The organism is Arthrobacter sp. NamB2, assembly GCF_005281365.1.
GTDB lineage: Bacteria > Actinomycetota > Actinomycetes > Actinomycetales > Micrococcaceae > Arthrobacter_D.
Map to the genome: position 1 here is coordinate 92,622 of NZ_SZWI01000001.1, position 25,041 is coordinate 117,662.

20 protein-coding genes and 1 tRNA gene are annotated in these 25,041 nt (G+C 67.1%); 14 read left to right on the forward strand and 7 right to left on the reverse strand.

Going from position 1 to position 25,041, the window contains the following annotated elements:
- Window positions 1–39: 39 nt before the first annotated feature.
- The 4 genes from FDK12_RS00450 to FDK12_RS00465 all read right to left on the reverse strand — a co-directional run bounded on the left by FDK12_RS00450 (window position 40) and on the right by FDK12_RS00465 (window position 3,180).
- On the reverse strand, window positions 40–846 hold the full coding sequence (locus tag FDK12_RS00450; protein WP_189636212.1) for a carotenoid biosynthesis protein: 807 nt from the start codon (window positions 844–846) through the stop codon (window positions 40–42).
- Between the two features lie 82 nt (window positions 847–928).
- Window positions 929–1,174: a PspC domain-containing protein gene (locus FDK12_RS00455; protein WP_137367763.1), complete on the reverse strand. Its 246-nt coding sequence runs from the start codon at window positions 1,172–1,174 to the stop codon at window positions 929–931.
- Between the two features lie 39 nt (window positions 1,175–1,213).
- On the reverse strand, window positions 1,214–1,537 hold the full coding sequence (locus FDK12_RS00460) for a hypothetical protein (protein ID WP_137367764.1): 324 nt from the start codon (window positions 1,535–1,537) through the stop codon (window positions 1,214–1,216).
- Window positions 1,534–3,180 (reverse strand): PspC domain-containing protein, encoded by a 1,647-nt coding sequence (locus FDK12_RS00465; RefSeq protein WP_137367765.1) that lies wholly within the window; start codon window positions 3,178–3,180, stop codon window positions 1,534–1,536. Before FDK12_RS00465 ends, FDK12_RS00460 begins: the two co-directional genes overlap by 4 nt.
- 124 nt (window positions 3,181–3,304) lie before the next feature.
- Here FDK12_RS00465 and FDK12_RS00470 point away from each other — a divergent pair, with 124 nt between their 5' ends.
- Window positions 3,305–4,633, forward strand: a complete 1,329-nt coding sequence (locus FDK12_RS00470) for an ATP-binding protein (protein ID WP_137367766.1) — start codon at window positions 3,305–3,307, stop codon at window positions 4,631–4,633.
- An 87-nt stretch (window positions 4,634–4,720) separates the two neighbouring features.
- Window positions 4,721–5,401, forward strand: a complete 681-nt coding sequence (locus tag FDK12_RS00475; protein ID WP_317616694.1) for a response regulator transcription factor — start codon at window positions 4,721–4,723, stop codon at window positions 5,399–5,401.
- Between the two features lie 55 nt (window positions 5,402–5,456).
- On the opposite strand, the gene FDK12_RS00480 is transcribed toward FDK12_RS00475, so the two are convergent.
- A complete protein-coding gene (locus FDK12_RS00480; RefSeq protein WP_137367767.1) occupies window positions 5,457–6,692 on the reverse strand; it encodes a pyridoxal phosphate-dependent aminotransferase in 1,236 nt (411 codons plus the stop codon).
- Window positions 6,693–7,050: 358 nt separating this feature from the next.
- Here FDK12_RS00480 and FDK12_RS00485 point away from each other — a divergent pair.
- From FDK12_RS00485 to rplL, 7 genes are all read left to right on the forward strand, one after another.
- Window positions 7,051–7,123, forward strand: a tRNA-Trp gene (locus FDK12_RS00485).
- Window positions 7,124–7,276: 153 nt separating this feature from the next.
- Window positions 7,277–7,534, forward strand: a complete 258-nt coding sequence (gene secE, locus FDK12_RS00490; protein WP_181036492.1) for a preprotein translocase subunit SecE — start codon at window positions 7,277–7,279, stop codon at window positions 7,532–7,534.
- Window positions 7,535–7,637: 103 nt separating this feature from the next.
- Window positions 7,638–8,543: a transcription termination/antitermination protein NusG gene (nusG, locus tag FDK12_RS00495; RefSeq protein ID WP_137367768.1), complete on the forward strand. Its 906-nt coding sequence runs from the start codon at window positions 7,638–7,640 to the stop codon at window positions 8,541–8,543.
- A 122-nt stretch (window positions 8,544–8,665) separates the two neighbouring features.
- The gene (gene rplK / locus FDK12_RS00500; RefSeq protein WP_104118794.1) at window positions 8,666–9,097 is read left to right on the forward strand and encodes a 50S ribosomal protein L11; all 432 of its coding nucleotides are present in this window, start codon (window positions 8,666–8,668) and stop codon (window positions 9,095–9,097) included.
- Between the two features lie 149 nt (window positions 9,098–9,246).
- On the forward strand, window positions 9,247–9,951 hold the full coding sequence (gene rplA, locus FDK12_RS00505; protein ID WP_137367769.1) for a 50S ribosomal protein L1: 705 nt from the start codon (window positions 9,247–9,249) through the stop codon (window positions 9,949–9,951).
- A 357-nt stretch (window positions 9,952–10,308) separates the two neighbouring features.
- Window positions 10,309–10,908, forward strand: coding sequence for a 50S ribosomal protein L10 (gene rplJ / locus FDK12_RS00510; RefSeq protein WP_137367770.1), 600 nt, complete (start codon window positions 10,309–10,311; stop codon window positions 10,906–10,908).
- A gap of 57 nt (window positions 10,909–10,965) precedes the next feature.
- Window positions 10,966–11,346, forward strand: coding sequence for a 50S ribosomal protein L7/L12 (gene rplL / locus FDK12_RS00515; protein WP_104118797.1), 381 nt, complete (start codon window positions 10,966–10,968; stop codon window positions 11,344–11,346).
- A 115-nt stretch (window positions 11,347–11,461) separates the two neighbouring features.
- On the opposite strand, the gene FDK12_RS00520 is transcribed toward rplL, so the two are convergent.
- Window positions 11,462–12,679 (reverse strand): acetyl-CoA C-acetyltransferase, encoded by a 1,218-nt coding sequence (locus FDK12_RS00520; RefSeq protein ID WP_223263000.1) that lies wholly within the window; start codon window positions 12,677–12,679, stop codon window positions 11,462–11,464.
- Between the two features lie 68 nt (window positions 12,680–12,747).
- Window positions 12,748–13,335: an isopentenyl-diphosphate Delta-isomerase gene (gene idi, locus FDK12_RS00525; RefSeq protein WP_137368225.1), complete on the reverse strand. Its 588-nt coding sequence runs from the start codon at window positions 13,333–13,335 to the stop codon at window positions 12,748–12,750.
- Window positions 13,336–13,500: 165 nt separating this feature from the next.
- Between idi and FDK12_RS00530 the strand changes: the two genes are divergently transcribed.
- From FDK12_RS00530 to FDK12_RS00550, 5 genes are all read left to right on the forward strand, one after another.
- Window positions 13,501–14,568 carry a polyprenyl synthetase family protein gene (locus tag FDK12_RS00530; protein WP_137367771.1) on the forward strand — a complete coding sequence of 356 codons (1,068 nt, stop codon included), beginning with the start codon at window positions 13,501–13,503 and terminating at the stop codon, window positions 14,566–14,568.
- A complete protein-coding gene (locus FDK12_RS00535) occupies window positions 14,569–15,468 on the forward strand; it encodes a phytoene/squalene synthase family protein (RefSeq protein ID WP_223263001.1) in 900 nt (299 codons plus the stop codon). It begins immediately after the preceding gene.
- On the forward strand, window positions 15,465–17,087 hold the full coding sequence (gene crtI, locus FDK12_RS00540; protein WP_137367772.1) for a phytoene desaturase family protein: 1,623 nt from the start codon (window positions 15,465–15,467) through the stop codon (window positions 17,085–17,087). Before FDK12_RS00535 ends, crtI begins: the two co-directional genes overlap by 4 nt.
- A 313-nt stretch (window positions 17,088–17,400) precedes the next feature.
- Window positions 17,401–20,910: a DNA-directed RNA polymerase subunit beta gene (rpoB, locus tag FDK12_RS00545; RefSeq protein ID WP_137367773.1), complete on the forward strand. Its 3,510-nt coding sequence runs from the start codon at window positions 17,401–17,403 to the stop codon at window positions 20,908–20,910.
- A 175-nt stretch (window positions 20,911–21,085) separates the two neighbouring features.
- Entirely contained in the window at window positions 21,086–24,979 is a 3,894-nt protein-coding gene (locus FDK12_RS00550; protein WP_137367774.1) for a DNA-directed RNA polymerase subunit beta', read from the forward strand.
- The last annotated feature ends 62 nt before the right edge of the window (window positions 24,980–25,041 follow it).

Sequence of the window (25,041 nt, forward strand, 5' to 3'; positions counted from 1 at the left end):
GCCGGAGCCGCTGGCACCGGCTGCACTGAGTCTCTGCGGTCAGGATCGCGGAGCGGCCGGGACGGTGTCGTCGTCCCTGCGTGCCGTGGTGGCCGAGCGCGCGAGCTGCAGGCGACGCCGCCCCACGAGGACGATCAGTGCAGCGGCGAGAACGGCGGGAAACACGAGCCCCGAGAAGATGCAGACGCCCAGCCACAGGAACATCGAGACCAGCAGGCTGTCGAGCAGGCCCGGCCGAAGCGGCACCTCGGTGAGCCGCCGGCCGCCGATCCAGGTGACGAGCGCGGACGCGATGAGCCCCGAGATGAGCCAGCCGCCGTAATTGGAGAGCGGCACTCCGTAGTACGGGCCGCCGTCGGGCCAGATCCAGAAGCCGAGGGACACGGCGCCCGGATCAAGGACGCCGTCGATCACGACCAGCATCAGGCCGCCGAGGACGATCCTGCGCAGCGTCGTCCCGTGACCCGACACGACAGCCACGGCGCCGATGACCAGGGGTACGTAGGACAGGGGCAGCAGGTAGGGCACGAGGCCGAGGATCGTGGGACCCAGGGGATCGCCGTAGTAGAACCGGCCGTACGGCATTCCGGTGGCGACGCCGAATCCCTCGATCAGGTAGCCGAAGAGCGACACTGCCACGAGGGCCGCGGACCCGCGGGCGGCGCCGAGCTGCCGGACCAGCGCGATGAACGCCGGCAGCGCGATCAGCAGGTTGAAGGCGTACGACGCGTAGCTCGCGCCCTCCACGTCGGGAAACCGCACCACGAAGTATCCGGAGATGAACAGGAACGCGCACGACGCGATGAGCAGGCGCGGGACGTTGCGGGGAGCGGTGGTTCTCGACACGGCATCCATCCTTGCAGGTCATGCAGCAGGAAGGGCCATCCGCGCTGACTGCGCGGATGGCCCTTCCTGTGCTTGTCACCCGTCACCGGGACCCGGACACGACCTTCTCCAAGGCGATGCTGCCGTCCGTCGTCGGCAGGAGGAGCCACAGGACCAGGTAGAGGGGAAGACCGATGAACGGGAGGAGGAAGCTGAGGAGCATCGCGATGCGTACGTAGCTCACGCGCCACCCGTACTGGTGTGCGATGCCCGAGGCGATGCCGCCGAGGATCCCTCCCGGACCGCGCTTGATGGGGGAGGAGCGGAGGAAACGGTAGAAGGACTGCATGGTGTGCCTTTCGTTGGTGGTCTGTGCTTGTGGGGATGGTCAGTAGGGCGCGGTGGTATCCGAGCCGTGGTTTCTGTCGTGGTCCCTGTCGCCGTCCCTGTCGCCGTCCCGTCCGGCTTCGTTCGCTGATCGGTCCGTATCTCCGCCGTCGGCCGTCGCCCGGGAGCGGAGGGAGAGTATCCCTCCGGCGACCAGGGCGAGCCCGACGCCGATCAGCAGGCCGAGCGCCACCACCACCGGATCGATCGACAGCGCGATGAACTGGCTGAGGAGGACGAGCAGGGCGATGGCGAGGATCAAGGCCCCCCAGACGATCGTGGTGACGCGTGGGCGTCGCTTCTGCTCGGTGATCGAAGTGCTCATGGTGTGTCTCCTGCAAGGGTGTCGGTGCCGGGGGCGGTGGTGATCGAGACGTCGCTGAGCGCGCCCCGCACCTCGAGGATCAGGGCTGCCCCGGCAGCATCAGGATTCAGCTCGCCGTTGCTCAGCTGCAGCAGTCCTTCCCGGTCGCTGAACTCGGAGCGGGACTCGCCGAGCGGCGGAGCGTCGCTGATCGCCTCGGCGTTTCCGAGGGCCATGCGCGTCCGGATCTGTACGAAGACGTCCTCCGGAACGATCACCGTCACGCCGCTGGCCAGGGAGTTGACCGGCACCGTGATGTCGCTCGCCGGCCGGGGCAGTTCCGTCAGGTCGATCGTCGTGTGCGCCGCCATGATGCTGTAACCGCCCTCCGCTGCCCGCAGGGACGTCGGCGTGGTCCGGTTCTCCTGCGCCACGATCCAGGCCCCTCCCACGATCGTGAAGGACGAGACGAGTGCACCGATGGTCGCGAGCGCCGCCGTCAGACCGACAAGACCGGAGGTTCGACCACGAGCCCCGAGTACCACGACGCCGAGGGCGAGGACGATCGCAGCCGCTGCGAGGGCGACCACTGCCGGATTCACGAGGTCCAGCACGTCCAGGTAGTCGAGCGTCAGGAGTGTTGCCGCGAGGATGACCGTTCCGCCGACGAGGAGCGCCGTCGCGGATCCGGAGGGCCGCGCGGGGCGGGGGCGGGCGGTTCCCGGGCTGGAACCGGACGGCGGAGATCCCGCTCCGTAGAACCCTGGCGCCGGATACTGCGACCCCGATCCTGCCCACGTCGAGGAGCCGGTCCACCCGGTGCCGGCGGGGTTGTGGGGCAGGGGGGCGGAGGCGGGCAGGGGCTGAGTCAGCGCTCCCGGATGCTGTGGCAGGGGAATGGTCCTCTGCTCGAGCGTCTCGTCCCGCGCGCGGCCCACGTCGGGATCGCCGTCGTCCCCATCAGGCGCGGTGCGAGGGAGTGCTGGTCCGGTGCCGCTCGTTGGGGCGCCGGCGGAGGGTGTGAAGGCCATGCGTTCACCGGGCGTGGGCGGCACGGGCCGGCTCGCCGGTCCGAAAGGCGCGGGCGGGAAGGCCGCTGGCCCTCCATGACTGTGGGGTGTGCCGGCAGGGCCTCCGCCGACGTCCTGTGGACCGCCTGGTGCTCCGTGCACGATGCGGCCGCCGCCGGACCGGTTGATGATCCAGTACACGAACAGCACGACGGCGCCGATCCAGAACAGCGTCCACAGGAGGCCGCCGGCACCGCCCTCGCCGAGGAACGGCAGGTTCGGGCGCCAGAGACCGATCGCCACGAGCGCTGCGGCTCCGGTGAGGCCGGACGTCCAGGATCCGCGGCCGGCCTGCTCGACGTGGATGCGTCCGTCCGGTTCCGGAAGCAGGGCCCAGGCGAGCCCGTACAGCAGCACGCCGATGCCGCCGAAGACCGCGAGGATCACGATGAGGCCGCGCACCAGGGCCAGGTCGAGGCCCGTGCGGCGGGCTACGCCGCCCGAGACTCCGCCGACCCAGCGATCGGGGGCCCTGGTGATGTCGAGGCCCCGGATCCAACGGAAGAACGACGATGACGCGGGAGGCTCCGCAGGAGCGGGTGTGGCCGGATCTTGCTGCCAGGACGGCCCGCCTGGTGTTGGTGCTGATGTCATGCCTCAATCCTTCCCTCGACGGTCCGGTGCGGCTATCGGGGCCTACCCTGATTAAACCCTGAGCGCCCCCTGAATCTGCTCCGGGAGGGGCTCCCACCCTGCAGGTGCATGTTTTGATGAGGACATGAGACCCCCGCTGCTGCGCAGATCCGACGGCGTGATAGCCGGTGTCTGCGCCGGACTCGCGGTCCATCTGGGGATCAAGCCCTCCTGGGTCCGCATCGGGATGGCGCTGTTGACCCTCGCCTCGGGCGCAGGTGTGCTCCTGTACGCCTGGCTCTGGATCTTCGTGCCGACCGCAGCGGACAAGGCGGCGCAGGCAGGGAGGCAGACCGGGCCGGCAGCCTTCATGCACGACGTCGGGACGCCCGGTCCGTCCGACGACGGTGCCGCGGCAAGGGACTCTGGACAGGCGTCGGCGGCCGGTGCATCCCGTTCGCCGGAGCAGGGTCCCTTCGATGCGGAGGGGCTGGATGATCGGACGCTGCGCGCGGGCCGACGGGAGATCCTGTTCGGAACGGGGTTGCTGCTCGCGGCGGCGGTGCTCGTGGTGCAACTGCTCGGAGTGCAGGTCAACTGGGGTTTCCTCGTCCCGATCGCCGTCGTGGCCACGGGAGCAGCTCTGGCATGGTCGCAACTCGACGAGGTGCGTCGGGCCCGGGTCATGAACAGGGCGGGCGCGGGACGGGCCGGCGGAACACTGCGCCTCCTCGCGGGCATCGTGCTCGTCGTCGCAGGCGTCCTCGTCGCGCTGTCGAGCACCGGCTCGTGGACGTTGACGATGGCCACGGTCGTGGCGGTGCTCGCCGTCCTCGCCGGGGTCGCCCTGGTCCTCGCACCGTGGGGCCTTACGTTGTGGCGCGACCTCGAGGCGGAGCGTGCGGCCCGGGTACGTGAGACGGAGCGCGCGGAGATCGCTGCACACCTGCACGACTCCGTGCTGCAGACCCTCGCGCTGATTCAGAACCGGGCGAATTCCGAGACGGATGTGCTGCGGCTGGCGCGGGCGCAGGAGCGCGAATTGCGCCAGTGGCTCTTCGCCGACCCGGCGAAGGACCCCGGCAGCCTCGCTGAGCGGCTGCGCGTCATGGCGGGCGAGATCGAGGACCTTTACGGGCATCCTGTCGCAGTCGTGGCCGTGGGAGACGCCGTCCTGGGCCCGGCGGAGGACGCTCTGGCGCAGGCGGCGAGGGAAGCGATGCTCAACGCCGCCAAACATGCGGGGGTCGCGGTCTCCGTCTATCTCGAGGCCGGTACCGACGCCGTCGAGGTGTTCATCCGGGACAGGGGCGATGGCTTCGATCCGAACGCGGTGCCGGCAGATCGCCTGGGGATCCGCGAATCCATCCACAGCAGGATGCGCCGGCACGGTGGCTCTTCGGAGCTCCGCAGTGACGAGGCCGGCACCGAGGTGCGCCTCCGTCTGCCCAGGTCTGCCCGGAACGGCGTCTAGGCTGGCGTGACGGACTGCCGCCGCAACGGCGGAGAACTATGGGCGCGACAGGGGCGGACGGTCGCAGGGCGGCCAGGAGAGGGAGACGTGGACAGCCAGAACGAAGCGGTGGACGAGGCAGCACCGGTGATCGTCACCGTGGTCATCGTGGACGATCACGCCATCTTCCGCTCCGGCCTCCGTGCGGCGCTGGGCGCGTCGATCCGCGTCCTCGGCGAGGCGGCGACGGTGGAGGAGGCGGAGGCGGTAGTCAGCTCCACGGAGCCCGACGTCGTGCTCCTCGACGTGCACCTGCCGGGAGGTCGCGGAGGGGGCGGCGCGGAAGTGATCCACCGGTGCACGACCCGGGGAACGCGGTCCCGGTTCCTCGCCCTGAGCGTCTCCGATTCGACGGAGGACGTCGTCGCCGTCATCCGTGCAGGGGCCCGCGGCTATGTCACCAAGACGATCTCAGGACCCGAGATCACCGACGCCGTGCAGCGCATCTCCTCAGGCGACGCCGTGTTCTCGCCGCGGCTGGCCGGCTTCGTCCTCGATGCCTTCGGAACGGCTTCCGTCGCCGTCGACGACGAACTCGACCGGCTCTCCGCGCGCGAGCTGGAGGTTATGCGGCTGATCGCACGCGGCTACAGCTACAAGGAGACGGCGAAGGAACTCTTCATCTCCGTGAAGACCGTCGAGACACACGTGTCCGCGGTGCTCCGGAAACTCCAGCTGTCCTCGCGCCACGAACTCACGCGCTGGGCCACGGAGCGCAAGCTGCTCTGACCCGGCCGGTACCGCAGCCGCCGGTACCGCAGCCGTCGGTGGACGTCGGGGGACGTCAGTGGGCGGAGCCGAGGAACTCCTGCAGGCGCCCGACGCCCGTGGCGAGGTCCTCGTCGCCGAGCGCGTAGGACAGCCGGAGGTATCCGCTCGGACCGAATGCCTCGCCGGGCACGACGGCGACCTCGACCTTCTCGAGGATCAGGGCGGCGAGCTCGGCGGAGGTCGCCGGTGCGACGCCGTCGAAGCTGCGCCCGAGCAGGGCACGCACGTCCGCGTAGGCGTAGAAGGCACCGTGCGGAGTGGGGCACTCGACGCCCTCGATCGCGTTCAGGGCGGAGACCATCGCACGACGGCGGCGGTCGAATGCCACCTTCATCTCGTCGACGGCGGTCAGTGGACCGGAGACCGCCGCGAGCGCTGCCATCTGCGGGACGTTCGAGACGTTCGACGTGGCGTGCGACTGCAGGTTCGTCGAGGCCTTGATGAGGTCCTTCGGGCCGACCATCCAGCCCACGCGCCATCCGGTCATCGCATAGGTCTTCGCGACCCCGTTGAGGATGACCACCTTGTCGCCGAGGGAGGGAGCCGCCGTTGCGATCGAGGTGAAGGGAACGCCGTCGTAGGTCAGGTGCTCGTAGATCTCGTCCGTGACGACCCAGAGCCCGCGGGCGGCGGCCCATTCCCCGATCTCGCGGACCGCGTCCGCGCCGTAGACCGCTCCCGTGGGGTTGGACGGCGACACGAACAGCAGCACCTTGGTGCGGGCGGTCAGCGCGGCTTCGAGCTGGTCGACAGTGACCAGGTAGCCCTGCTCGGGACCGGCGAAGACCTCCACGGGTACTCCACCGGCGAGCCGGATGGCCTCGGGATACGTGGTCCAGAACGGAGTCGGCACGAGGACTTCGTCGCCTGGATCGAGGAGAGCCGCGAAGGACTCGTACACCGCCTGCTTGCCGCCGTTGGTCACGAGGACCTGCGCGGGATCGACGGCATAACCGGAGTCGCGCAGCGTCTTCTCGGCAATGGCCTGCTTGAGCTCCGGCAGCCCTCCGGCGGGGGAGTAGCGGTGGAACCTCGGCTGGCGCGCGGCTTCGATCGCCGCTTCGACGATGTATCCGGGCGTCGGGAAGTCCGGTTCGCCCGCGCCGAAACCGATGACCGGTCGCCCTGCCGCCTTCAGGGCCTTGGCCTTGGCATCGACGGCCAGCGTCGCCGACTCCGCGATGGAGTCGATCCGGCGGGAGATCCGCGGGAGGGCTGCTCGGATGGAGTCGTCGGTCGTCGTGTTCATCGGGTCCCGTTCGCTGGCGGTGTCGTGTCAGCTTCCAGCTTAGGTGCTGGGCGTGTTCGGGCCGGAATGAGGCGGCCCTGCGGCTAGGGCAGGGAGCTGCCCACCGGCCACGCGTGACGCGCGTAAGGTTCGGCGCCAGGGGAAGTGACGCGTGCCGAGTGACACCCGGGACCGCGGTGACCCATGGAGCGCGGCGACCGGACGGACGTCGCGGTATGCCTCGTCGACTCCCGCCCGGCTCCTCGGTTCGACGTTCCGGCGGTGAATGCGTAGACTTGTTCCTCGGTGTTGAAACACCATGATGGTTCGTGCCCTCACCGGCCCGTCCGGAGTGGAAGCTGTACCGGTTCAAAACCAAAGGGTAGTGGCGCAATTGGTAGCGCAGCGGTCTCCAAAACCGCAGGTTGCAGGTTCGAGTCCTGTCTGCCCTGCGCGTGGCCTTCGCGGATGGATGGCGAAGGCACGGCAGAAACAGATCACGAAGCCCCGGCGCAGGCACAGGCCCCGCGCGGCGGTAAACATGATCAGCTGGGGGCGCCACTGGTGGTCCGGCTGGAACACCACACAGATTGATGAGGTTGACGGTGACCGATACGGCTGCGAGCAGCTCCAAGGGAAGCCCCTCCGAGAAGAAGGCTCCTCAGCGCGGGTTCTTCGGGCGCATCATGCTGTTCATCCGCCAGGTCCTCGCGGAGCTCGGGAAGGTCGTCACGCCCACCCGCCGGGAGCTGGTCAGGTTCACCATCACCGTCCTCATCTTCGTGGTCATCATGATGCTCCTCGTGACCGCCCTGGACCTCCTGTTCGGGGCCGGTGCGGTGTGGGTCTTCGGCGAGAACTGACCCCTTTCCGGGGGAATGCACGTTCCGGTGCCGTTGTTGTGGTGTCGGGTTGAGTACAGGCAAGCAAGACAACCCTGAAGAATGTCAGAAAGCAGGCGGCTAGGTGTCCGAGCAAGAACTCGAACGGCAGATCACTCCCGAAGATGGTCTGGAGAACGAGGAGTACGGAACGGAGGCGGATGTGGAAGCCTCCGACCTCGACGTGCCTGCTGACGATTCCGAGTCGTCCGAATACCCCGCCGCAACCGATGTCGCCGCCGAGGACGGACTCCTCGCGGACGATGCGGAGGTGCAGGCCGACGAGGCCGACGCAGATGCCGACGAGATCGTGGCGACGGCGACGGAAGCCGTCGACGAGGCCGCCGGCTCCGAGAGCGACGAGGCCGCCGCAGCGGAAGCCCCCGCGGAGGATCCCGTCGCGGCGTTCAAGGCCAAGCTCCGCCGCCAGGAGGGTGACTGGTACGTCATCCACTCCTACGCAGGCTACGAGAACCGCGTGAAGGCGAACCTCGAGACCCGCATCCAGACCCTGGACATGGAAGATTACATCTTCGAGATCCAGGTCCCGATGGAGGAGGTCGTCGAGATCAAGAACACGACGCGGAAGATCGTCAACCGCGTCCGCATCCCCGGTTACGTCCTGGTCCGCATGGAACTCACCGATGAGTCCTGGGGTGCCGTCCGCCACACGCCCGGCGTCACGGGATTCGTGGGCAATGCCCACAACCCGGTTCCGCTGAGCCTCTCCGAGGTGTTCTCGATGCTCGAGCACACGATCGTGCACACGGACGCGGAGTCGGGCAAGCCCGTTCAGCCGCAGTTCACGCCTGCCACCGTCAACTTCGAGGTGGGCGAGTCGGTCACCGTCAACGAGGGTCCCTTCGAGACCCTGCCTGCGACGATCTCCGAGATCAAGCACGAGTCGCAGCAGCTCGTCGTGCTCGTCTCGATCTTCGAGCGCGAGACCCCGGTCACGCTCTCGTACAACCAGGTCACCAAGATCCAGTAAAGCTTCGGCGCCTCCCGGCGTGCTTGGCCGGGAAGCGCCGTCCGGCCATCACGCCATGATGGCCACCACCCCGCAGGACGCTCCTGTCCCGCGGGAACGCAATGCAAGAGAAGGACCCTTTCATGGCCCCCAAGAAAAGAGTCACCGGCCTCATCAAGCTGCAGATCAATGCAGGCGCCGCCAACCCGGCTCCTCCCATCGGTCCCGCGCTCGGTCAGCACGGTGTCAACATCATGGAATTCTGCAAGGCATACAACGCCGCCACGGAATCCCAGCGCGGAAACGTCATCCCCGTGGAGATCACGGTGTACGAGGATCGCTCGTTCACCTTCATCACCAAGACCCCGCCGGCAGCCGAGCTGATCAAGAAGGCAGCCGGTGTCGCAAAGGGATCCGGTACGCCTCACACCGTCAAGGTGGCGAAGCTGACCAACGCCCAGGTCGAGGAGATCGCCACCATGAAGATGGAAGACCTCAACGCCAACGACGTCCAGGCCGCCGCGAAGATCATCGCCGGCACCGCCCGCTCCATGGGCATCACGGTCGAGGGCTAGTAGCAGCCTCACCAACGCCCGGTCCGGCACACCCGGACAGGGCACACCACCAATTCACAGCACGACGGCGCCGCATCCCGCGGTCGACGTCGTGAGTGGCAGGGCCCAGCGCGGTCCGACGACCACGACTGCATAAGGAGAACAAGCAGATGGCACAGCGCAGCAAAGCATACAAGGGAGCTGCCGCGAAGATCGAGGCGGACAAGCAGTACGCGCCCCTCGAGGCGGTAGTCCTCGCGAAGGAGACCAACCCTTCGTCGTTCGACGCCACGGTCGAGGTGTCCCTCCGTCTCGGAGTGGACCCCCGCAAGGCGGACCAGATGGTTCGCGGGACCGTCAACCTTCCCCACGGCACCGGCAAGACCGCCCGTGTCCTGGTCTTCGCAACAGGCGAGAAGGCAGAGGCGGCCATTGCTGCCGGTGCTGACTTCGTCGGTTCCGACGACATGATCGAGAAGGTTTCCGGCGGCTGGACCGACTTCGACGCAGCGGTCGCCACCCCCGACCTGATGGGCAAGGTGGGACGCCTCGGAAAGATCCTCGGCCCCCGCAACCTGATGCCGAACCCCAAGACCGGTACTGTCACGGCGGATGTGGCGAAGGCTGTCACCGACATCAAGGGCGGCAAGATCGACTTCCGCGTCGACAAGCACTCCAACCTCCACTTCATCATCGGCAAGGTCTCCTTCGACGAGCAGAAGCTGGGCGAGAACTACGCTGCAGCGCTCGAGGAGATCCTCCGCCTGAAGCCTTCGGCTTCGAAGGGCCGCTACATCCAGAAGGCTACGGTCTCGACCACCTTCGGTCCCGGCATCTCCGTCGACCCGAGCGTCACGAAGGTCTTCGCCGGATAGTTCCCTGCATCGGCATGACCCCCGAAGCCCCGCGGCCTGTGCCGCGGGGCTTCTTCGTCGTAAGGCTGGTGGCTGGCAGCTCGGCGTCCGGGCGCCGATTTGGTAGGGATCCGCGAGTCCCGTAGTCTTTAACTACCAAAGACCGTCGGTCGGTCCACCTCCACTTTCCAGCAGTGCATCCGTGCGCGGCGGGGAAGAAGGAGCAGGATCCGAAAGTTCCCGTGAGGGACGGCCTACGCAGGTGAACGAAGCTCCTCTCCATGGGTTGTTGCCCGTGTCGAGCAAAGCCCCGTGCATCTGCGCGGGGCGTTTTTTATTGGAGCTGGAAAGCCGGCGCATATCCCCGGAAGGAGGGTTATGGCAACGCCAACAAAGGTTTCTGCAGTGGACGAGATCACTACCGATTTCAAGGATTCCACCGCTGCTGTCCTGACCGAATACCGCGGGCTCACTGTTGCTCAGCTCAAGGAACTGCGCCGTGCCCTTGGCGCGGACAACAAGTTCTCCGTCGTCAAGAACACCTTGACCGGCATCGCGGCGAAGGAAGCCGGCATCGACGCGTTCGATGGCCAGCTCTCCGGACCCACCGCGATCGCCTTCATCAAGGGTGACGCCGTTGCTGCGGCCAAGAGCCTCACGGATTTCGCGAAAGCCAACCCGAAGCTCGTCATCAAGACTGGAATCTTCGAGGGCAAGCCCCTCAACGCATCCGAGGTCGTTGCCCTGGCAGCCCTCGAGTCGCGCGAACTCCAGCTCGCCCGGGTGGCCGGTGTCCTCAAGGCGCCGATGTCCGCCCTGGCTCGTACCGTCGATGCACTGCGCATCAAGCTCGAGGAGGAGAGCGGCGCTGCACCTGCAGCCGACGCTGATGCTCCTGCTGCCGAGGAAGCCGCTGCTCCCGCAGAGGCCACCGCGGAGGCTCCCGCCGAGGAAGCCGCAGCACCCGAAGCGAACTAGTTTCCCTTCGATCCACACACTCCGGTGCAGAGCACCACTAAAGGAAGGACGCCTCCCATGGCGAAGCTCACCAACGAAGAGCTCATTGAAGCTTTCAAGGAACTGTCCATCATTGAACTCTCGGACTTCGTAAAGCTGTTCGAGGAGACCTTCGATGTCACCGCTGCTGCTGTTGCAGTTGCAGGCCCCGCCGGTGGCGGAGCCGGCGAAGCCGCCGAAGAGGAGCAGACCGCATTCGACGTCATCCTCGAGGCTGCCGGCGACAAGAAGATCGCAGTGATCAAGGAAGTCCGCGCGCTCACCTCGCTGGGCCTGAAGGAAGCCAAGGACGTTGTCGACAGCGCTCCCAAGGCCGTCCTCGAGGGTGCAACCAAGGAAGCCGCAGAGAAGGCCAAGGAGTCCCTCGAGGCTGCCGGCGCCACCGTTACCCTCAAGTAACACCTCTCTGCCGACGGGGCGGCTCGCGCCGCGTCCGCTGCAGTCCGAAAGAGCCCCGCTTCTCGCGAAGCGGGGCTCTTTCGTCGTCAGGCGTGCAGGAGGACGGGTGGACCTGTCAGCGCCACAGCAACAGGGCTTCGCCCTGGCCGCCGCCCCCGCAGAGGCTGACGGCGGCCTTCCCGCTGCCGCGACGCGCGAGTTCCATCGCCGCATGCAGGGCGAGCCGTGCGCCCGAGGCTCCGATCGGGTGACCGAGGGCGATCGCACCGCCGTGGATGTTGCATTTCTCGAGCGGATAGTCGAGGTCCTTCAACGACTGCACGGCCACGGAGCCGAAGGCTTCATTGATCTCGATGAAGTCGAGGTCTGTCGTGGCCCAGCCCGCTCGGGAGAGTGCCTGCCGGATGGCGGCGGACGGCTGGGAGTGCAGGGTATTGTCGGGGCCGGCGACCTGGCCCGGCCGTCCGACGACGGCCAGCACGGGCAGGCCGGCTTCCTCCGCGTAGGAGCGCGTCGTCACGACGAGCGCAGCGGCACCGTCGGACAGCGGAGACGAATTCCCCGCCGTGATGGCGCCGTCGGGATAAAATGCCGGCCGCAGCTTCGCGAGCGATTCGACCGTCGTCGCGGGCCGTATCCCCTCGTCCGCTGTCAGCACGACGTCGTCGCCCTTGCGCTGCGGAACGGTGACCGGGATGATCTCCTCCACCAGCACGCCGTCATCCGTTGCCGCGGCCGCGCGTTGGTGCGAAGCCGCGGCGACCGAGTCCTGGGCTGTGCGGTCGATCTCGAGGCGGACGTTGCCGCGTTCGGTCGATCCTCCCATCGAGTCGCCGTCGAAGGCGTCGGTGAGCCCGTCGTGTGCCACCGCGTCGAGCGCCTGGACGGACCCGTAGGTCCAGCCCTGGCGTGAGCCGGGCAGCAGGTGCGGCCCCCTGGTCATCGATTCCTGTCCGCCCGCGACGACGACCCGCGCTTCACCGCCGCGGATCAAACGGGCGGCGTCGATCACGGCCGTGAGCCCCGACAGGCAGACCTTGTTCACGGTGACCGCGGGGACGTTCCAGGGGATGCCCGCCCTGACCGCGGACTGCCGTGCCGGGTTCTGGCCGCACCCGGCCTGGACGACGTGGCCCATGATGATGGCGTCCACCGCAGCGGGTTCGACACCTGCCCGGTCGAGCGCCCCTGCGATGGCGAGGCCGCCGAGTTCGACGGCCGTGAAGGAGGCAAGCTGCCCGTTGAGGCGCCCGAGGGGTGTGCGGGCGCCTCCGACGATGACGACGTCATCGGGGGTCGGCGTGGGTGTCGCCATGGCGAAACTCTCTTTCATCGTTGAAATGGTGCCGCTACCAGATTAGGCGTTGTCGAGCCCGCGCTCGTGTGATGGGAGAACCGGGATCACCGGTGCGTGCGTGGTCCCGGCCCGTCGGCGCCCTGCGGGTACAGCAGGGGCAGCTGCAGGGTCAGCCAGGGGCTGAAAGCCCACGGTGTCGCGGTGACGGCGCGGACGAGCTCACCGGCGTCGACCCACTGGAAGTCCATGACTTCTGCGGGCCGGGGATCGACGGCACTGTCCGCGACAGCCGTGTAGACCGGGCAGATCTCGTTCTCGACGATGCCCGACGCGTCGACCGCTCGGTACCGGAAGTCCGGCAGGGCGGCCCGGATGTCGCGGACGGAGAATCCGAGTTCCTGGGCGGCCCGCCGGTCCACGGCTTGCTCGAAGGACTCGCCGGGAGCGGGATGCCCGCAGAACGAATTGGTCCAGACGCCGGGCCAGGCCTTCTTGCCGAGCGCGCGGCGCGTCACGAGGATGCGCCCCGCGTCGTCGTACACGTGCGCCGAGAAGGCGAGGTGGAGGGGGGTGTCGAGCGTGTGGACCGTCGCTTTGTCGTGGGTGCCGAGCGGTGTGCCGTCCTCGGCGAGCAACACCACGACCTCCGGGAGGGCAGCCGAGCCGCTGCCTCCGACGGCGCCGGGGTGCATGGTTCCTGCTTCGCTCGCCATCGTGACTCTCTTCCGCTGGTGGTCCGTCCGATCGTCCGCCGGTGGTCGGACCATCGGACGGAGTACGGCGGGGCCGGGCGAGGGGCCCGGCTGCGGCCGCGAGCTTTGTCGTCAGCGGCCTCTTATCCGTTGTTTACTTTACCTATGGACATGGACACTCTGCTGATCGAGCCTGCCGGGCTCGAGCAGGTCGAGGGTGCCCTGCTGCGGTTCTTCGAGGAGTCGAAGAATCGGGCCGCGAAAATCGGACCCGGGTACCACTCCCTGTGGGAAACCCTCGAGCGCTGCACGGCGGGCGGGAAGCGCTTCCGTCCCCGCATGGTGATGTCCGCCTACCAGATGCTCGGCGGCCGGGACCTCGGCAACGCCGCCGAAGTGGGCGCCGCCTTCGAACTGCTGCATACGGCCCTGATCGTGCACGACGACGTCATCGACCGCGACTTCATCCGTCGGGGCGTCCCCAACGTCTCCGGTCGCTACCGCGCCATCGCGGAGGCCGCCGGCGCCTCGCCGGACGAGGCCCGGCACGTGGGCTTCTCGGCGGGAGTGGTCGCGGGTGACCTCGCGCTCTCCAACGCGTACCGGCTGCTGGAGCGCGTCGAAGCCGCTCCCGTGACCAAGCGGCGCCTCGGCGAGATCCTCGACGAAGCCGTCTTCGCGGCTGCCGCTGGAGAGTTCCTGGATATCGAGACCTCGCTGGACCCCGCGATGCCGCCACTCGAAGCCATCGTCCGCATGGCGAGGCTCAAGACGTCGGTGTATTCCTTCGAGGGGCCGCTGCAGGCCGGAGCGGTCCTCGCGGGTGCGGAGGAGGAGGTCATCGTGCGGCTGGGTGACTTCGGGCGGGACGCCGGTATCGCCTACCAGATCGCGGACGACCTGCTCGGCGTGTTCGGGAACGAGACGCGCACGGGGAAGACGAACTGGGGGGATCTACGCGAGGGCAAGCGCACGGCGCTCATGTCCTACGTGTCGGCGCGGCCGGAATGGGACAGCATCTCCTCGCTGGTCGGCAGACCCTCGATGTCGGCCGCCGACGCCGACTACGTGCGCGGGATCCTCGTCGACAGCGGCGCCAGGGACTACTCGGCCCACCTCGCCTCCGAATACGCGGCACGTGCGCGTACCCACCTCGACGCCGGCGTCGTGCCTCCGGCGTTGCGGGCCGCGCTCGGTCCCGTGGTGACGGCCGTCGTGGACAGGGTGCGCTGAGTGGGCGTCGACGCTTCCCTCGCCCGCTACAACGCCGCAGCGCTCAAGGCTTCGGCGGGTGTCATCCGCTCCTACTCGACGTCCTTCGGCATGGCCTCCCGCGTCCTCGATCGCACCACCCGTAGCCATATCGAGGCCGTGTACGCGCTGGTGCGCGTGGCGGACGAGGTCGTCGACGGCGCGGCTGCGGGGGCAGGTATACCTCCGGGCGGCGTCGAGACGCTCCTCGATGACCTCGAGCGGGAGACGGAGGCTGCTATGGGCGCGGGCTACAGCGCCAACCTGGTGGTCCACGCTTTCGCGGTCACCGCCCGGGAGACGGGCATCGGGGTGGACCTCACGCGGCCGTTCTTCGCCTCGATGCGGGCCGACATCAGCCAGAGCGAGCACACCCAGGAGTCCTTCGACCTGTACGTGTACGGGTCCGCGGAGGTCGTCGGGCTGATGTGCCTGCGGGCGTTCCTCGTTGGACACCAGGTGACCGGCGACGAGGAGGCCGTCCTGGTGGACGGAGCGCGGCACCTGGGTGCGGCCTTCCAGAAGATCAACTTCCTGCGGGACCTGGCGGAGGACTTCTCGACCCTCGGGCGCAGCTACTTTCCCGGGATAAGCCCCGAAAGCTTCACCGAGGCGGACAAGCTCCGCCTCCTGGACGACATCGACGAGGACCTGCGCATCTCGGCGGCAGCGCTTCCGGGCCTCCCGGCGACGCCGCGCCGCGCTGTCGCCCTCGCCCAGGGCCTGTTCACCGAACTCGCCGTCAGGCTGCGCGCCACCCCGGCGCACGAGCTCCTGCGGGCACGGGTCCGGGTCCCCAACCCGGTCAAGGCCCGCATCATGGCGAAAGCCTTCACCGGTCGCGCGGTACCGGCACCCGCCGCGCAGGAGAGGACGGCATGACCATCCACCAGAATGAGCGCGTGCGGGTCGGCGCCGGCAACGTCGTCGTGATCGGTGGCGGCGTCGGTGGGCTGGCGACGTCGGCCCTGCTGGCCAGGGAGGGCCACCGCGTCACCCTGCTCGAGAGGCGCGAACAGGTCGGCGGACGCGCCGGTTCGTGGGAGCAGGACGGCTTCCGTTTCGATACAGGCCCGTCCTGGTACCTCATGCCCGAGGTGATCGACCACTTCTTCACGTTGATGGGAACGAGTGCGGCGGAACAGCTCGACCTGGTCAGGCTCGACCCCGGCTACCGGGTGATCTTCGAGGACGGGTTCGACACCGTGGACGTCCCTGCCGACCGCGAGGCCGTGACGAAGCTCTTCGAGTCGATGGAGGAGGGGGCCGGCGAGCAGCTCTCGAAATACCTCGACTCCGCCGAGGACGCCTACGAGATCGCAAAGAAGCGTTTTCTCTACTCGACCTTCCAGTCCTTCCTCCCGTTCGTGCGGCCCGACGTGCTCAGGCGCCTTCCCCGGATCGGTTCGCTCCTGCTGCAGCCGCTGCAGTCCTTCGTGGAGAAGCGCTTCAAGGACCCGCGGATCCAGCAGATCCTCGGCTATCCGGCCGTGTTCCTCGGCAGCTCGCCGTTCGACGCGCCGAGCATGTACCACCTGATGAGCCATCTCGACCTCGACGACGGCGTCCTCTACCCCATGGGGGGCTTCACGACCCTCATCGAGGCCATGCGTCGCGTCGCGACCGCTGCCGGAGTGGAGATCCGCACCGGCGCCGACGTCGTCTCCATCGATACCGTTCCGCGCGCCCCCGGCAGGTCGCCGCTGGACCGACGGTCGGCGACGGTGCGAGCGGTCACGTACAGGACGGACAGCACGACGACGTCGATCGACGCCGACGTCGTCGTCTCCGCCGCCGACCTCCACCACACCGAGACCGAGCTGTTGCCGGCTGACCTGCAGAGCTACCCGGAGAAGTACTGGAAGACCCGTGTGCCGGGGCCCAGCGCCCTGTTGCTCTACCTCGGCGTCCGGGGCGGCCTGCCGCAGCTCGAACACCACACCCTGCTGTTCACCACCGACTGGCGCGACAACTTCGGCCGCATCTTCGGTGCTGAGACTTCCGTGCCCTCGCCGGCGTCGCTCTACGTCTGCCGCCCCAGCGCAACAGACGACTCCGTGGCGCCGGATGGCCACGAGAACGTCTTCGTCCTGGTTCCCATCCCGGCCGACGTGGGTATCGGCAAAGGGGGACTGGAACGTGGGGGAGACGCGCGGGTGGAGGAACTGGCGGACGCGGTCATCGCACAGATCGCCGAATGGACCGGCGTGCCGGACCTCGCCGAGCGGATCGTCGTCCGGCGCAGCTACGGACCCCAGGACTTCGCGGACGATCTCAACGCCTGGCGCGGCACGTCGCTCGGACCGGCCCACATCCTCAAGCAGAGCGCCTTCTTCCGCGGCTCGAACCGCAGCGCGAGGGTCGAGAACCTCTTCTATGCAGGCAGCTCCACCGTTCCGGGCATCGGCATCCCCATGTGCCTGATCAGCGCGGAACTCATCGTCAAGCGACTGCGCGGGGACACCAGCACCGGCCCGCTGCCGGAACCCGCCCTCCGCTAGCGAGGGAGGGCAGAAGGCCCGGCTGGCCCGGCGGACTTCGTCGGCGAGGGCGAGCCGGGCTTGACGCAATCGGGGGAAAGAGGCTAGTGGACATTTCGTCGCGCGTACCGTAGTGTAGGTCTTTGCGTCTTCCCTCTAAACCTCAGCCTTCATATAGCGGTGGGCTTTGCTCTGCTCTCGTCGTTTAACCTGGCCCCATGGTTGGGATTCACGCGAGCAGACTCTGGTGAGTACTGAGATCCCCGCAGCATACTGCGGTGGCGGTGCTGAGGCGAAGCGCTGACAAGCCTGACGGTCTGTGGAAGGATCCCTCTTGGTCGCCCCGAGCACCTCTAATAATGCAACCGCTACCAGCCAGGTCGACGCCGACGGCGCCGCACCAAGGCTCTCATTCGCAAAGATTCACGAACCGCTTGACGTTCCCAATCTCCTCGCCCTCCAGACGGACAGCTTCGACTGGCTCGTCGGCAACGAGCGCTGGAAGGCTCGCGTCGAGGAAGCGCTGGAAAAGGGACTGCAGGGTGTAGCCACGACCTCCGGTCTGGCCGACATCTTCGAAGAGATCTCCCCGATCGAGGACTTCCAGGGCACCATGTCCCTGAGCTTCTCCGAGCCGGAATTCGCCGACCCCAAGTACACGATGGCCGAGTGCAAGGATCGCGACGCGACCTACTCCGCGCCCCTGTACGTCAAGGCCGAGTTCATGAACAACAACACGGGCGAGATCAAGCAGCAGACCGTGTTCATGGGCGACTTCCCCCTCATGACCGACAAGGGCACCTTCGTCATCAACGGCACCGAGCGTGTCGTCGTGTCGCAGCTGGTCCGCTCGCCGGGTGCCTACTTCGAGCGCACCGCCGACAAGACCAGTGACAAGGACATCTTCAGCGCGAAGATCATCCCGTCGCGTGGTGCATGGTTCGAGCTCGAGATCGACAAGCGCGACCAGGTCGGCGTCCGCCTCGACCGCAAGCGCAAGCAGTCCGTCACGGTGCTCCTCAAGGCCCTCGGTTGGACCGAAGGCCAGATCCTCGAGGAGTTCGGCCAGTACGACTCCATCCGCGCGACCATGGAGAAGGACGCGACGGAGACCCGCGAGGACGCCCTCCTCGACATCTACCGCAAGCTGCGACCGGGCGAGCCCCCCACGGTCGAGGCTGCCCAGACCCTTCTGGACAACCTGTACTTCAACCCCAAGCGCTACGACCTCGCCAAGGTCGGCCGGTACAAGATCAACCGCAAGCTCGGCATCGACAAGGACCTCACGGATCCGGACGCCTCGGTACTGAACATCGACGACATCGTCGCGATGATCAAGTTCCTGGTCGCGCTGCACGCCGGCGAGAAGACCCTCGGTGGCAAGCGTGACGGCGGCGACGTCGAACTGCGCGTCGAGGTCGACGACATCGACCACTTCGGCAACCGTCGTATCCGCGCCGTGGGCGAGCTCATCGAGAACCAGGTCCGCACCGGGCTCTCCCGCATGGAGCGTGTCGTCCGCGAGCGGATGACCACTCAGGACGTCGAGGCGATCACGCCGCAGACCCTGATCAACATCCGCCCCGTCGTGGCCGCGATCAAGGAGTTCTTCGGAACCTCCCAGCTGTCGCAGTTCATGGACCAGAACAACCCGCTCGCCGGACTGACGCACAAGCGTCGCCTGTCCGCGCTGGGCCCGGGTGGTCTGTCCCGTGACCGCGCCGGCATGGAGGTCCGTGACGTCCACCCGTCGCACTACGGCCGCATGTGCCCCATCGAGACCCCTGAAGGCCCGAACATCGGCCTCATCGGTTCGCTCGCCTCGTACGGCCGGATCAATGCCTTCGGCTTCATCGAGACGCCGTACCGCAAGGTCGTCGATGGTGTCGTCACCGACCAGATCGACTACCTGACCGCCGATGACGAGGTCGAGCGCCTCATCGCCCAGGCGAACGCGCCCCTCAACGAGCAGAACACGTTCGTCGAGGACATGGTTCTCGTGCGTACCCGTGGTGGTTCCGGCGAGCCCGTGCTCGTCGCGCCCGACGAGGTCGAGTACATGGACGTCTCCCCGCGCCAGATGGTCTCCGTCGCCACCGCGATGATTCCGTTCCTGGAGCACGACGACGCCAACCGCGCCCTCATGGGTGCGAACATGCAGCGCCAGGCCGTTCCCCTGCTCCGCTCCGAGCGTCCCCTCGTGGGCACCGGCATGGAGAAGAACGCGGCCGTCGACGCCGGCGACGCCGTCACCGCGACGAAGGCCGGTGTGGTCAACGAGGTGTCGGCCGACCTGGTCAGCGTCCTGAACGACGACGGCACCGAGACGAACTACCCGATCATGAAGTTCGCCCGCTCGAACCAGGGCAACGCGTACAACCAGCGCGTCCTGGTCTCCGAGGGCGACCGCGTCGAGTACAACACGATCATCGCCGACGGTCCCTCCACCGACCAGGGCGAGCTCGCGCTGGGCAAGAACATGCTCGTCGCGTTCATGTCCTGGGAGGGCCACAACTTCGAGGACGCGATCATCCTGTCGCAGCGCATCGTCTCCGACGATGTCCTGACGTCGATCCACATCGAGGAGCACGAAGTCGACGCCCGCGACACCAAGCTCGGTGCCGAGGAGATCACGCGTGACATCCCGAACGTCTCCGAGGAGGTACTCGGTGCGCTCGACGAGCGCGGTATCATCCACATCGGTGCCGAGGTCGAGGCAGGCGACATCCTCGTCGGCCGTGTCACCCCCAAGGGTGAGACGGAGCTGACCCCCGAGGAGCGCCTGCTGCGCGCCATCTTCGGCGAGAAGAGCCGCGAAGTCCGCGACACCTCGCTCAAGGTTCCCCACGGTGAGTCGGGAACCGTCATCGGCGTGCGCATCTTCGATCGCGACAACGACGACGAGCTGCCCCCGGGCGTCAACCAGCTCGTCCGCGTGTACGTGGCGCAGAAGCGCAAGATCACGGACGGTGACAAGCTCGCAGGCCGCCACGGCAACAAGGGCGTCATCTCCAAGATCCTGCCGATCGAGGACATGCCGTTCATGGAGGACGGCACCCCCGTCGATATCGTCCTGAACCCGCTCGGTGTTCCCGGACGTATGAACGTCGGCCAGGTCCTCGAGATCCACCTCGGCTGGGCTGCCAAGCAGGGCTGGAAGATCGAGGGCGAGCCCGAGTGGATCAAGAACCTCCCGAACCTTCCCCGGGAGATCGCCACCACGACCGTCGCAACCCCCGTGTTCGACGGCGCGACCGAGGACGAGATCGTCGGTCTGCTCGGCTCCACGAACGTCACGCGTGACGGACAGCGCCTCATCAGCGAGTCCGGCAAGGCGCGACTGTTCGACGGCCGCTCCGGCGAGCCGTTCCCGGACCCGATCTCCGTCGGCTACATGTACATCCTGAAGCTCCACCACCTGGTGGACGACAAGATCCACGCGCGTTCCACCGGCCCGTACTCCATGATCACGCAGCAGCCGCTGGGTGGTAAGGCACAGTTCGGCGGACAGCGCTTCGGTGAGATGGAAGTGTGGGCCCTCGAGGCCTACGGTGCGGCCTACACGCTGCAGGAACTCCTCACGATCAAGTCGGACGACATCCACGGACGCGTCAAGGTGTACGAGGCCATCGTCAAGGGCGAGAACATCCCCGAGCCGGGCGTTCCCGAGTCCTTCAAGGTCCTGATCAAGGAAATGCAGTCGCTCTGCCTGAACGTGGAAGTCCTTTCCACCGACGGCACCACGATTGAAATGCGTGACTCGGATGAAGAAGTCTTCCGGGCCGCGGAGGAATTGGGCATCGACCTCTCACGGGCCGAGCCGAGTTCTGTCGAGGAAGTCTAGGTTCCACGCCCCGAACCGGTGTTCGACCGCGGCCAACGAAATTTCTGGCGGCCGCGGACGGCCTTGAAATATTAAAGGCCGCTTTCTCGAACACCGGTCCGGTGCAGGGCCTGGACGCTCGCCGCACCCCATAAGACTTCAAGAATTTAGAGAACAAAGAGAGAACAGGGACCCTATGTCCAGCGAATCCTCCTTCGGCCTCATGCGAATCGGCCTTGCCACCGCGGATGAAATCCGTGGCTGGTCTTACGGCGAGGTCAAGAAGCCGGAAACCATCAACTACCGCACGCTCAAGCCCGAGAAGGACGGCCTCTTCTGCGAGAAGATCTTCGGCCCGTCCCGCGACTGGGAGTGCTACTGCGGCAAGTACAAGCGCGTGCGCTTCAAGGGCATCATCTGTGAGCGCTGCGGTGTCGAGGTAACCCGTGCCAAGGTGCGCCGTGAGCGCATGGGGCACATCGAGCTTGCTGCTCCCGTCACGCACATCTGGTACTTCAAGGGCGTCCCGTCGCGCCTCGGCTACCTCCTCGACCTTGCCCCCAAGGACCTCGAGAAGGTCATCTACTTCGCCGCCTACATGATCACGTCGGTCGACGAAGAGAACCGCCACGCCGAACTGCCGAACCTCCAGGCCGAGCACGACCTCGAGAAGAAGCAGATGACGGACCAGCGCGATGGCGACATCGCCGCGATCGCCAAGGACCTCGAGGACGAGCTTGCCCGCCTCGAGGGAGAAGGCGCCAAGGCTGCCGACAAGAAGAAGGCACGCGACTCGGCCGACCGCCAGATGGCGAACGTCCGCAAGCGCGCGGACGCCGACATCGAGCGCCTGGTCCAGGTGTGGGAGCGCTTCAAGACCCTGAAGGTCGCCGACCTCGAGGGTGACGAAGGCCTTTACCGCGAGCTGCGCGACCGCTACGGACTGTACTTCGAAGGCTCCATGGGTGCCGAGGCGATCAAGAAGCGCCTCGAGAACTTCGACATGCCGGCGGAAGCTGAGATGCTGCGCGACATCATCCAGAACGGCAAGGGCCAGCGGAAGACGCGCGCCCTGAAGCGCCTCAAGGTGGTCAACGCGTTCCTGACGACGACCAACAGCCCTCTGGGTATGGTCCTCGACGCCGTGCCGGTGATCCCGCCGGAACTGCGCCCGATGGTCCAGCTCGACGGCGGCCGTTTCGCGACGTCCGACCTCAACGACCTGTACCGCCGTGTCATCAACCGCAACAACCGCCTGAAGCGCCTGCTCGACCTCGGGGCTCCCGAGATCATCGTGAACAACGAGAAGCGCATGCTCCAGGAAGCTGTCGACTCCCTGTTCGACAACGGTCGGCGCGGCCGTCCGGTCACCGGACCGGGCAACCGTCCCCTGAAGTCGCTCTCTGACATGCTCAAGGGCAAGCAGGGTCGTTTCCGCCAGAACCTCCTCGGCAAGCGCGTCGACTACTCGGGCCGTTCGGTCATCGTCGTCGGCCCGCAGCTGAAGCTGCACCAGTGTGGTCTGCCCAAGCAGATGGCCCTGGAGCTCTTCAAGCCGTTCGTGATGAAGCGCCTGGTGGATCTCAACCACGCGCAGAACATCAAGAGCGCCAAGCGCATGGTCGAGCGTTACCGCCCCCAGGTGTGGGACGTGCTCGAGGAGATCATCACCGAGCACCCCGTGCTGCTGAACCGTGCACCTACCCTGCACCGCCTCGGCATCCAGGCCTTCGAGCCGCAGCTCGTGGAAGGCAAGGCACTCCAGCTCCACCCGCTGGTCTGCGGCGCGTTCAACGCGGACTTCGACGGCGACCAGATGGCAGTGCACCTGCCGCTGAGCCCCGAGGCCCAGGCCGAGGCACGCATCCTGATGCTGTCCTCGAACAACATCCTGAAGCCGTCCGACGGCCGTCCGGTCACCCTGCCTTCGCAGGACATGATCATCGGTCTGCACCACCTCACCACCAAGCGTGAGGGAAGTGCCGGCGAAGGCCGCGTCTTCACGAGCGTCGCCGAGGCGATCATGGCGTTCGACATGGGCTCCCTCCACCTCAACTCGGTGGTCAAGATCCGCGTCGAGAATTTCGTCCCGAGTGCGGACATCGCGGCTCCCGAGGATTGGGAGCCGGGTACCCCCGCGCTGATCGAGACCTCGCTCGGACAGGTCCTGTTCAACGAGACGCTTCCCCTGGACTACCCCTGGGTGGAGAAGGTCGCCGACAAGGGCCAGCTCTCGACGATCGTCAACGATCTGGCGGAGCGCTACCCGAAGGTCGTCACGGCGGCAACGCTGGACAACCTGAAGGACGCCGGTTTCTACTGGGCGACCCGCTCGGGCGTCACCGTCGCCATCTCGGACATCTCCGCGCCGATCAACAAGGCCGGCATCATGGAGGGCTACGAGACGCAGGCCGCCAAGGTCCAGTCGCAGTTCGACAAGGGCCTCATCGCCGACGAGGAGCGCCGCCAGGAGCTCATCGACATCTGGAACAAGGCGACCAACGAGGTTGCCGCGTCCATGCGTGCAGCGATGCCGAAGGACAACACCATCAACCGCATGGTGTCCTCCGGCGCTCGTGGTAACTGGCTGCAGGTCCGCCAGATCGCCGGTATCCGTGGCCTGGTGGCCAACCCCAAGGGCGAGATCATCCCGCGTCCGATCAAGTCCTCGTACCGCGAGGGCCTGTCGGTCCTCGAGTACTTCATCGCAACGCACGGTGCCCGTAAGGGCCTCGCCGACACCGCACTGCGTACGGCCAACTCGGGTTACCTGACCCGTCGTCTGGTCGACGTCTCGCAGGACGTCATCGTCCGCGAGGACGACTGCGGCACGGAGCGTGGCCTGAAGGTGACGATCGCCGTACCGAACGCCGATGGCGAGCTGGTGCTGCACGAGGAGGTCGAGAACTCGGCGTACGCACGTACGCTGGCCACCGACGTCGTCGACTCCAAGGGCGAGGTGCTCGCTGCCGCGGGCGCCGACGTCGGAGACGTACTCATCGCGGAGCTGTTCGAGGCGGGCGTCGCCGAGATCAAGGTCCGCTCGGTCCTCACCTGCGAGTCCAGCGTCGGAACCTGTGCCCTCTGCTACGGCCGCTCGCTGGCGACCGGCAAGACCGTGGACATCGGAGAGGCCGTCGGCATCATCGCCGCGCAGTCGATCGGTGAGCCCGGTACCCAGCTGACGATGCGTACCTTCCACACCGGTGGTGTCGCGTCGGCGGAGGACATCACCCAGGGTCTGCCCCGTATCCAGGAGCTCTTCGAGGCGCGTACCCCCAAGGGTGTCGCCCCGATCTCCGAGGTTGCAGGGCGCGTCACCATCGAGGATGCCGAGAAGCAGCTTCGCCTGGTGGTCACTCCGGATGACGGTTCAGAGGAGATCGCGTACCCGGTCCTGCGCCGTGCACGCCTCCTGGTCGCCGACGGCGACCACGTCGAGGTCGGGCAGCAGCTCGTCTTCGGTGCGGTCGACCCGAAGCAGATCCTGCGCATCCTCGGCCCTCGCAAGGCACAGGAATTCCTGGTGGACGAGGTCCAGCGCGTGTACCGCAGCCAGGGTGTGGGCATCCACGACAAGCACGTCGAGGTCATCGTCCGCCAGATGCTGCGTCGCGTCACCGTGATCGAGTCCGGCGAGTCGGACCTGCTCCCCGGTGAGTTGGCAGAGCGTCGCCGCTTCGAGGACGAGAACCGCCGCGTGGTATCCGAGGGCAAGAAGCCGGCTTCAGGCCGTCCCGAGCTCATGGGTATCACCAAGGCGTCGCTCGCCACCGAGTCGTGGCTGTCGGCCGCTTCCTTCCAAGAGACCACGCGTGTCCTCACGCAGGCAGCCATGGAAGGCAAGAGCGACCCGCTGCTCGGCCTCAAGGAGAACGTCATCATCGGTAAGCTCATCCCGGCCGGCACCGGCCTGGACCGCTACACGAAGGTCACCGTCGAGCCCACGGAGGAAGCGAAGGCGAACCTGTTCACCGGTCCGAGCGCATTCAGCGACTTCGACTACGCCGGTGTCGAGGGCGGCCTGAGCCCTGAGTTCCACGCGATCCCGCTGGACGACTACGACATGGGCAACAGCGACTTCCGCTGATGCCGCGGTTCCGCCGGCCGACGTCGGCGGAACGGTCTGTCACGAGGAAGGCCCCGGACCTG

What these genes read in the sequence shown, in the direction of transcription:
- FDK12_RS00455 (WP_137367763.1), bottom strand. Translation starts at nt 1,174, where the DNA reads ATGCAGTCCTTCTACCGTTTCCTCCGCTCCTCCCCCATCAAGCGCGGT.
- FDK12_RS00460 (WP_137367764.1), bottom strand. Translation starts at nt 1,537, where the DNA reads ATGAGCACTTCGATCACCGAGCAGAAGCGACGCCCACGCGTCACCACG.
- FDK12_RS00465 (WP_137367765.1), bottom strand. Translation starts at nt 3,180, where the DNA reads ATGACATCAGCACCAACACCAGGCGGGCCGTCCTGGCAGCAAGATCCG.
- FDK12_RS00470 (WP_137367766.1), top strand. Translation starts at nt 3,305, where the DNA reads ATGAGACCCCCGCTGCTGCGCAGATCCGACGGCGTGATAGCCGGTGTC.
- FDK12_RS00480 (WP_137367767.1), bottom strand. Translation starts at nt 6,692, where the DNA reads ATGAACACGACGACCGACGACTCCATCCGAGCAGCCCTCCCGCGGATC.
- rplK (WP_104118794.1), top strand. Translation starts at nt 8,666, where the DNA reads ATGGCCCCCAAGAAAAGAGTCACCGGCCTCATCAAGCTGCAGATCAAT.
- rplA (WP_137367769.1), top strand. Translation starts at nt 9,247, where the DNA reads ATGGCACAGCGCAGCAAAGCATACAAGGGAGCTGCCGCGAAGATCGAG.
- rplJ (WP_137367770.1), top strand. Translation starts at nt 10,309, where the DNA reads ATGGCAACGCCAACAAAGGTTTCTGCAGTGGACGAGATCACTACCGAT.
- rplL (WP_104118797.1), top strand. Translation starts at nt 10,966, where the DNA reads ATGGCGAAGCTCACCAACGAAGAGCTCATTGAAGCTTTCAAGGAACTG.
- FDK12_RS00520 (WP_223263000.1), bottom strand. Translation starts at nt 12,679, where the DNA reads ATGAAAGAGAGTTTCGCCATGGCGACACCCACGCCGACCCCCGATGAC.
- idi (WP_137368225.1), bottom strand. Translation starts at nt 13,335, where the DNA reads ATGCACCCCGGCGCCGTCGGAGGCAGCGGCTCGGCTGCCCTCCCGGAG.
- FDK12_RS00530 (WP_137367771.1), top strand. Translation starts at nt 13,501, where the DNA reads ATGGACATGGACACTCTGCTGATCGAGCCTGCCGGGCTCGAGCAGGTC.
- crtI (WP_137367772.1), top strand. Translation starts at nt 15,465, where the DNA reads ATGACCATCCACCAGAATGAGCGCGTGCGGGTCGGCGCCGGCAACGTC.
- FDK12_RS00550 (WP_137367774.1), top strand. Translation starts at nt 21,086, where the DNA reads ATGTCCAGCGAATCCTCCTTCGGCCTCATGCGAATCGGCCTTGCCACC.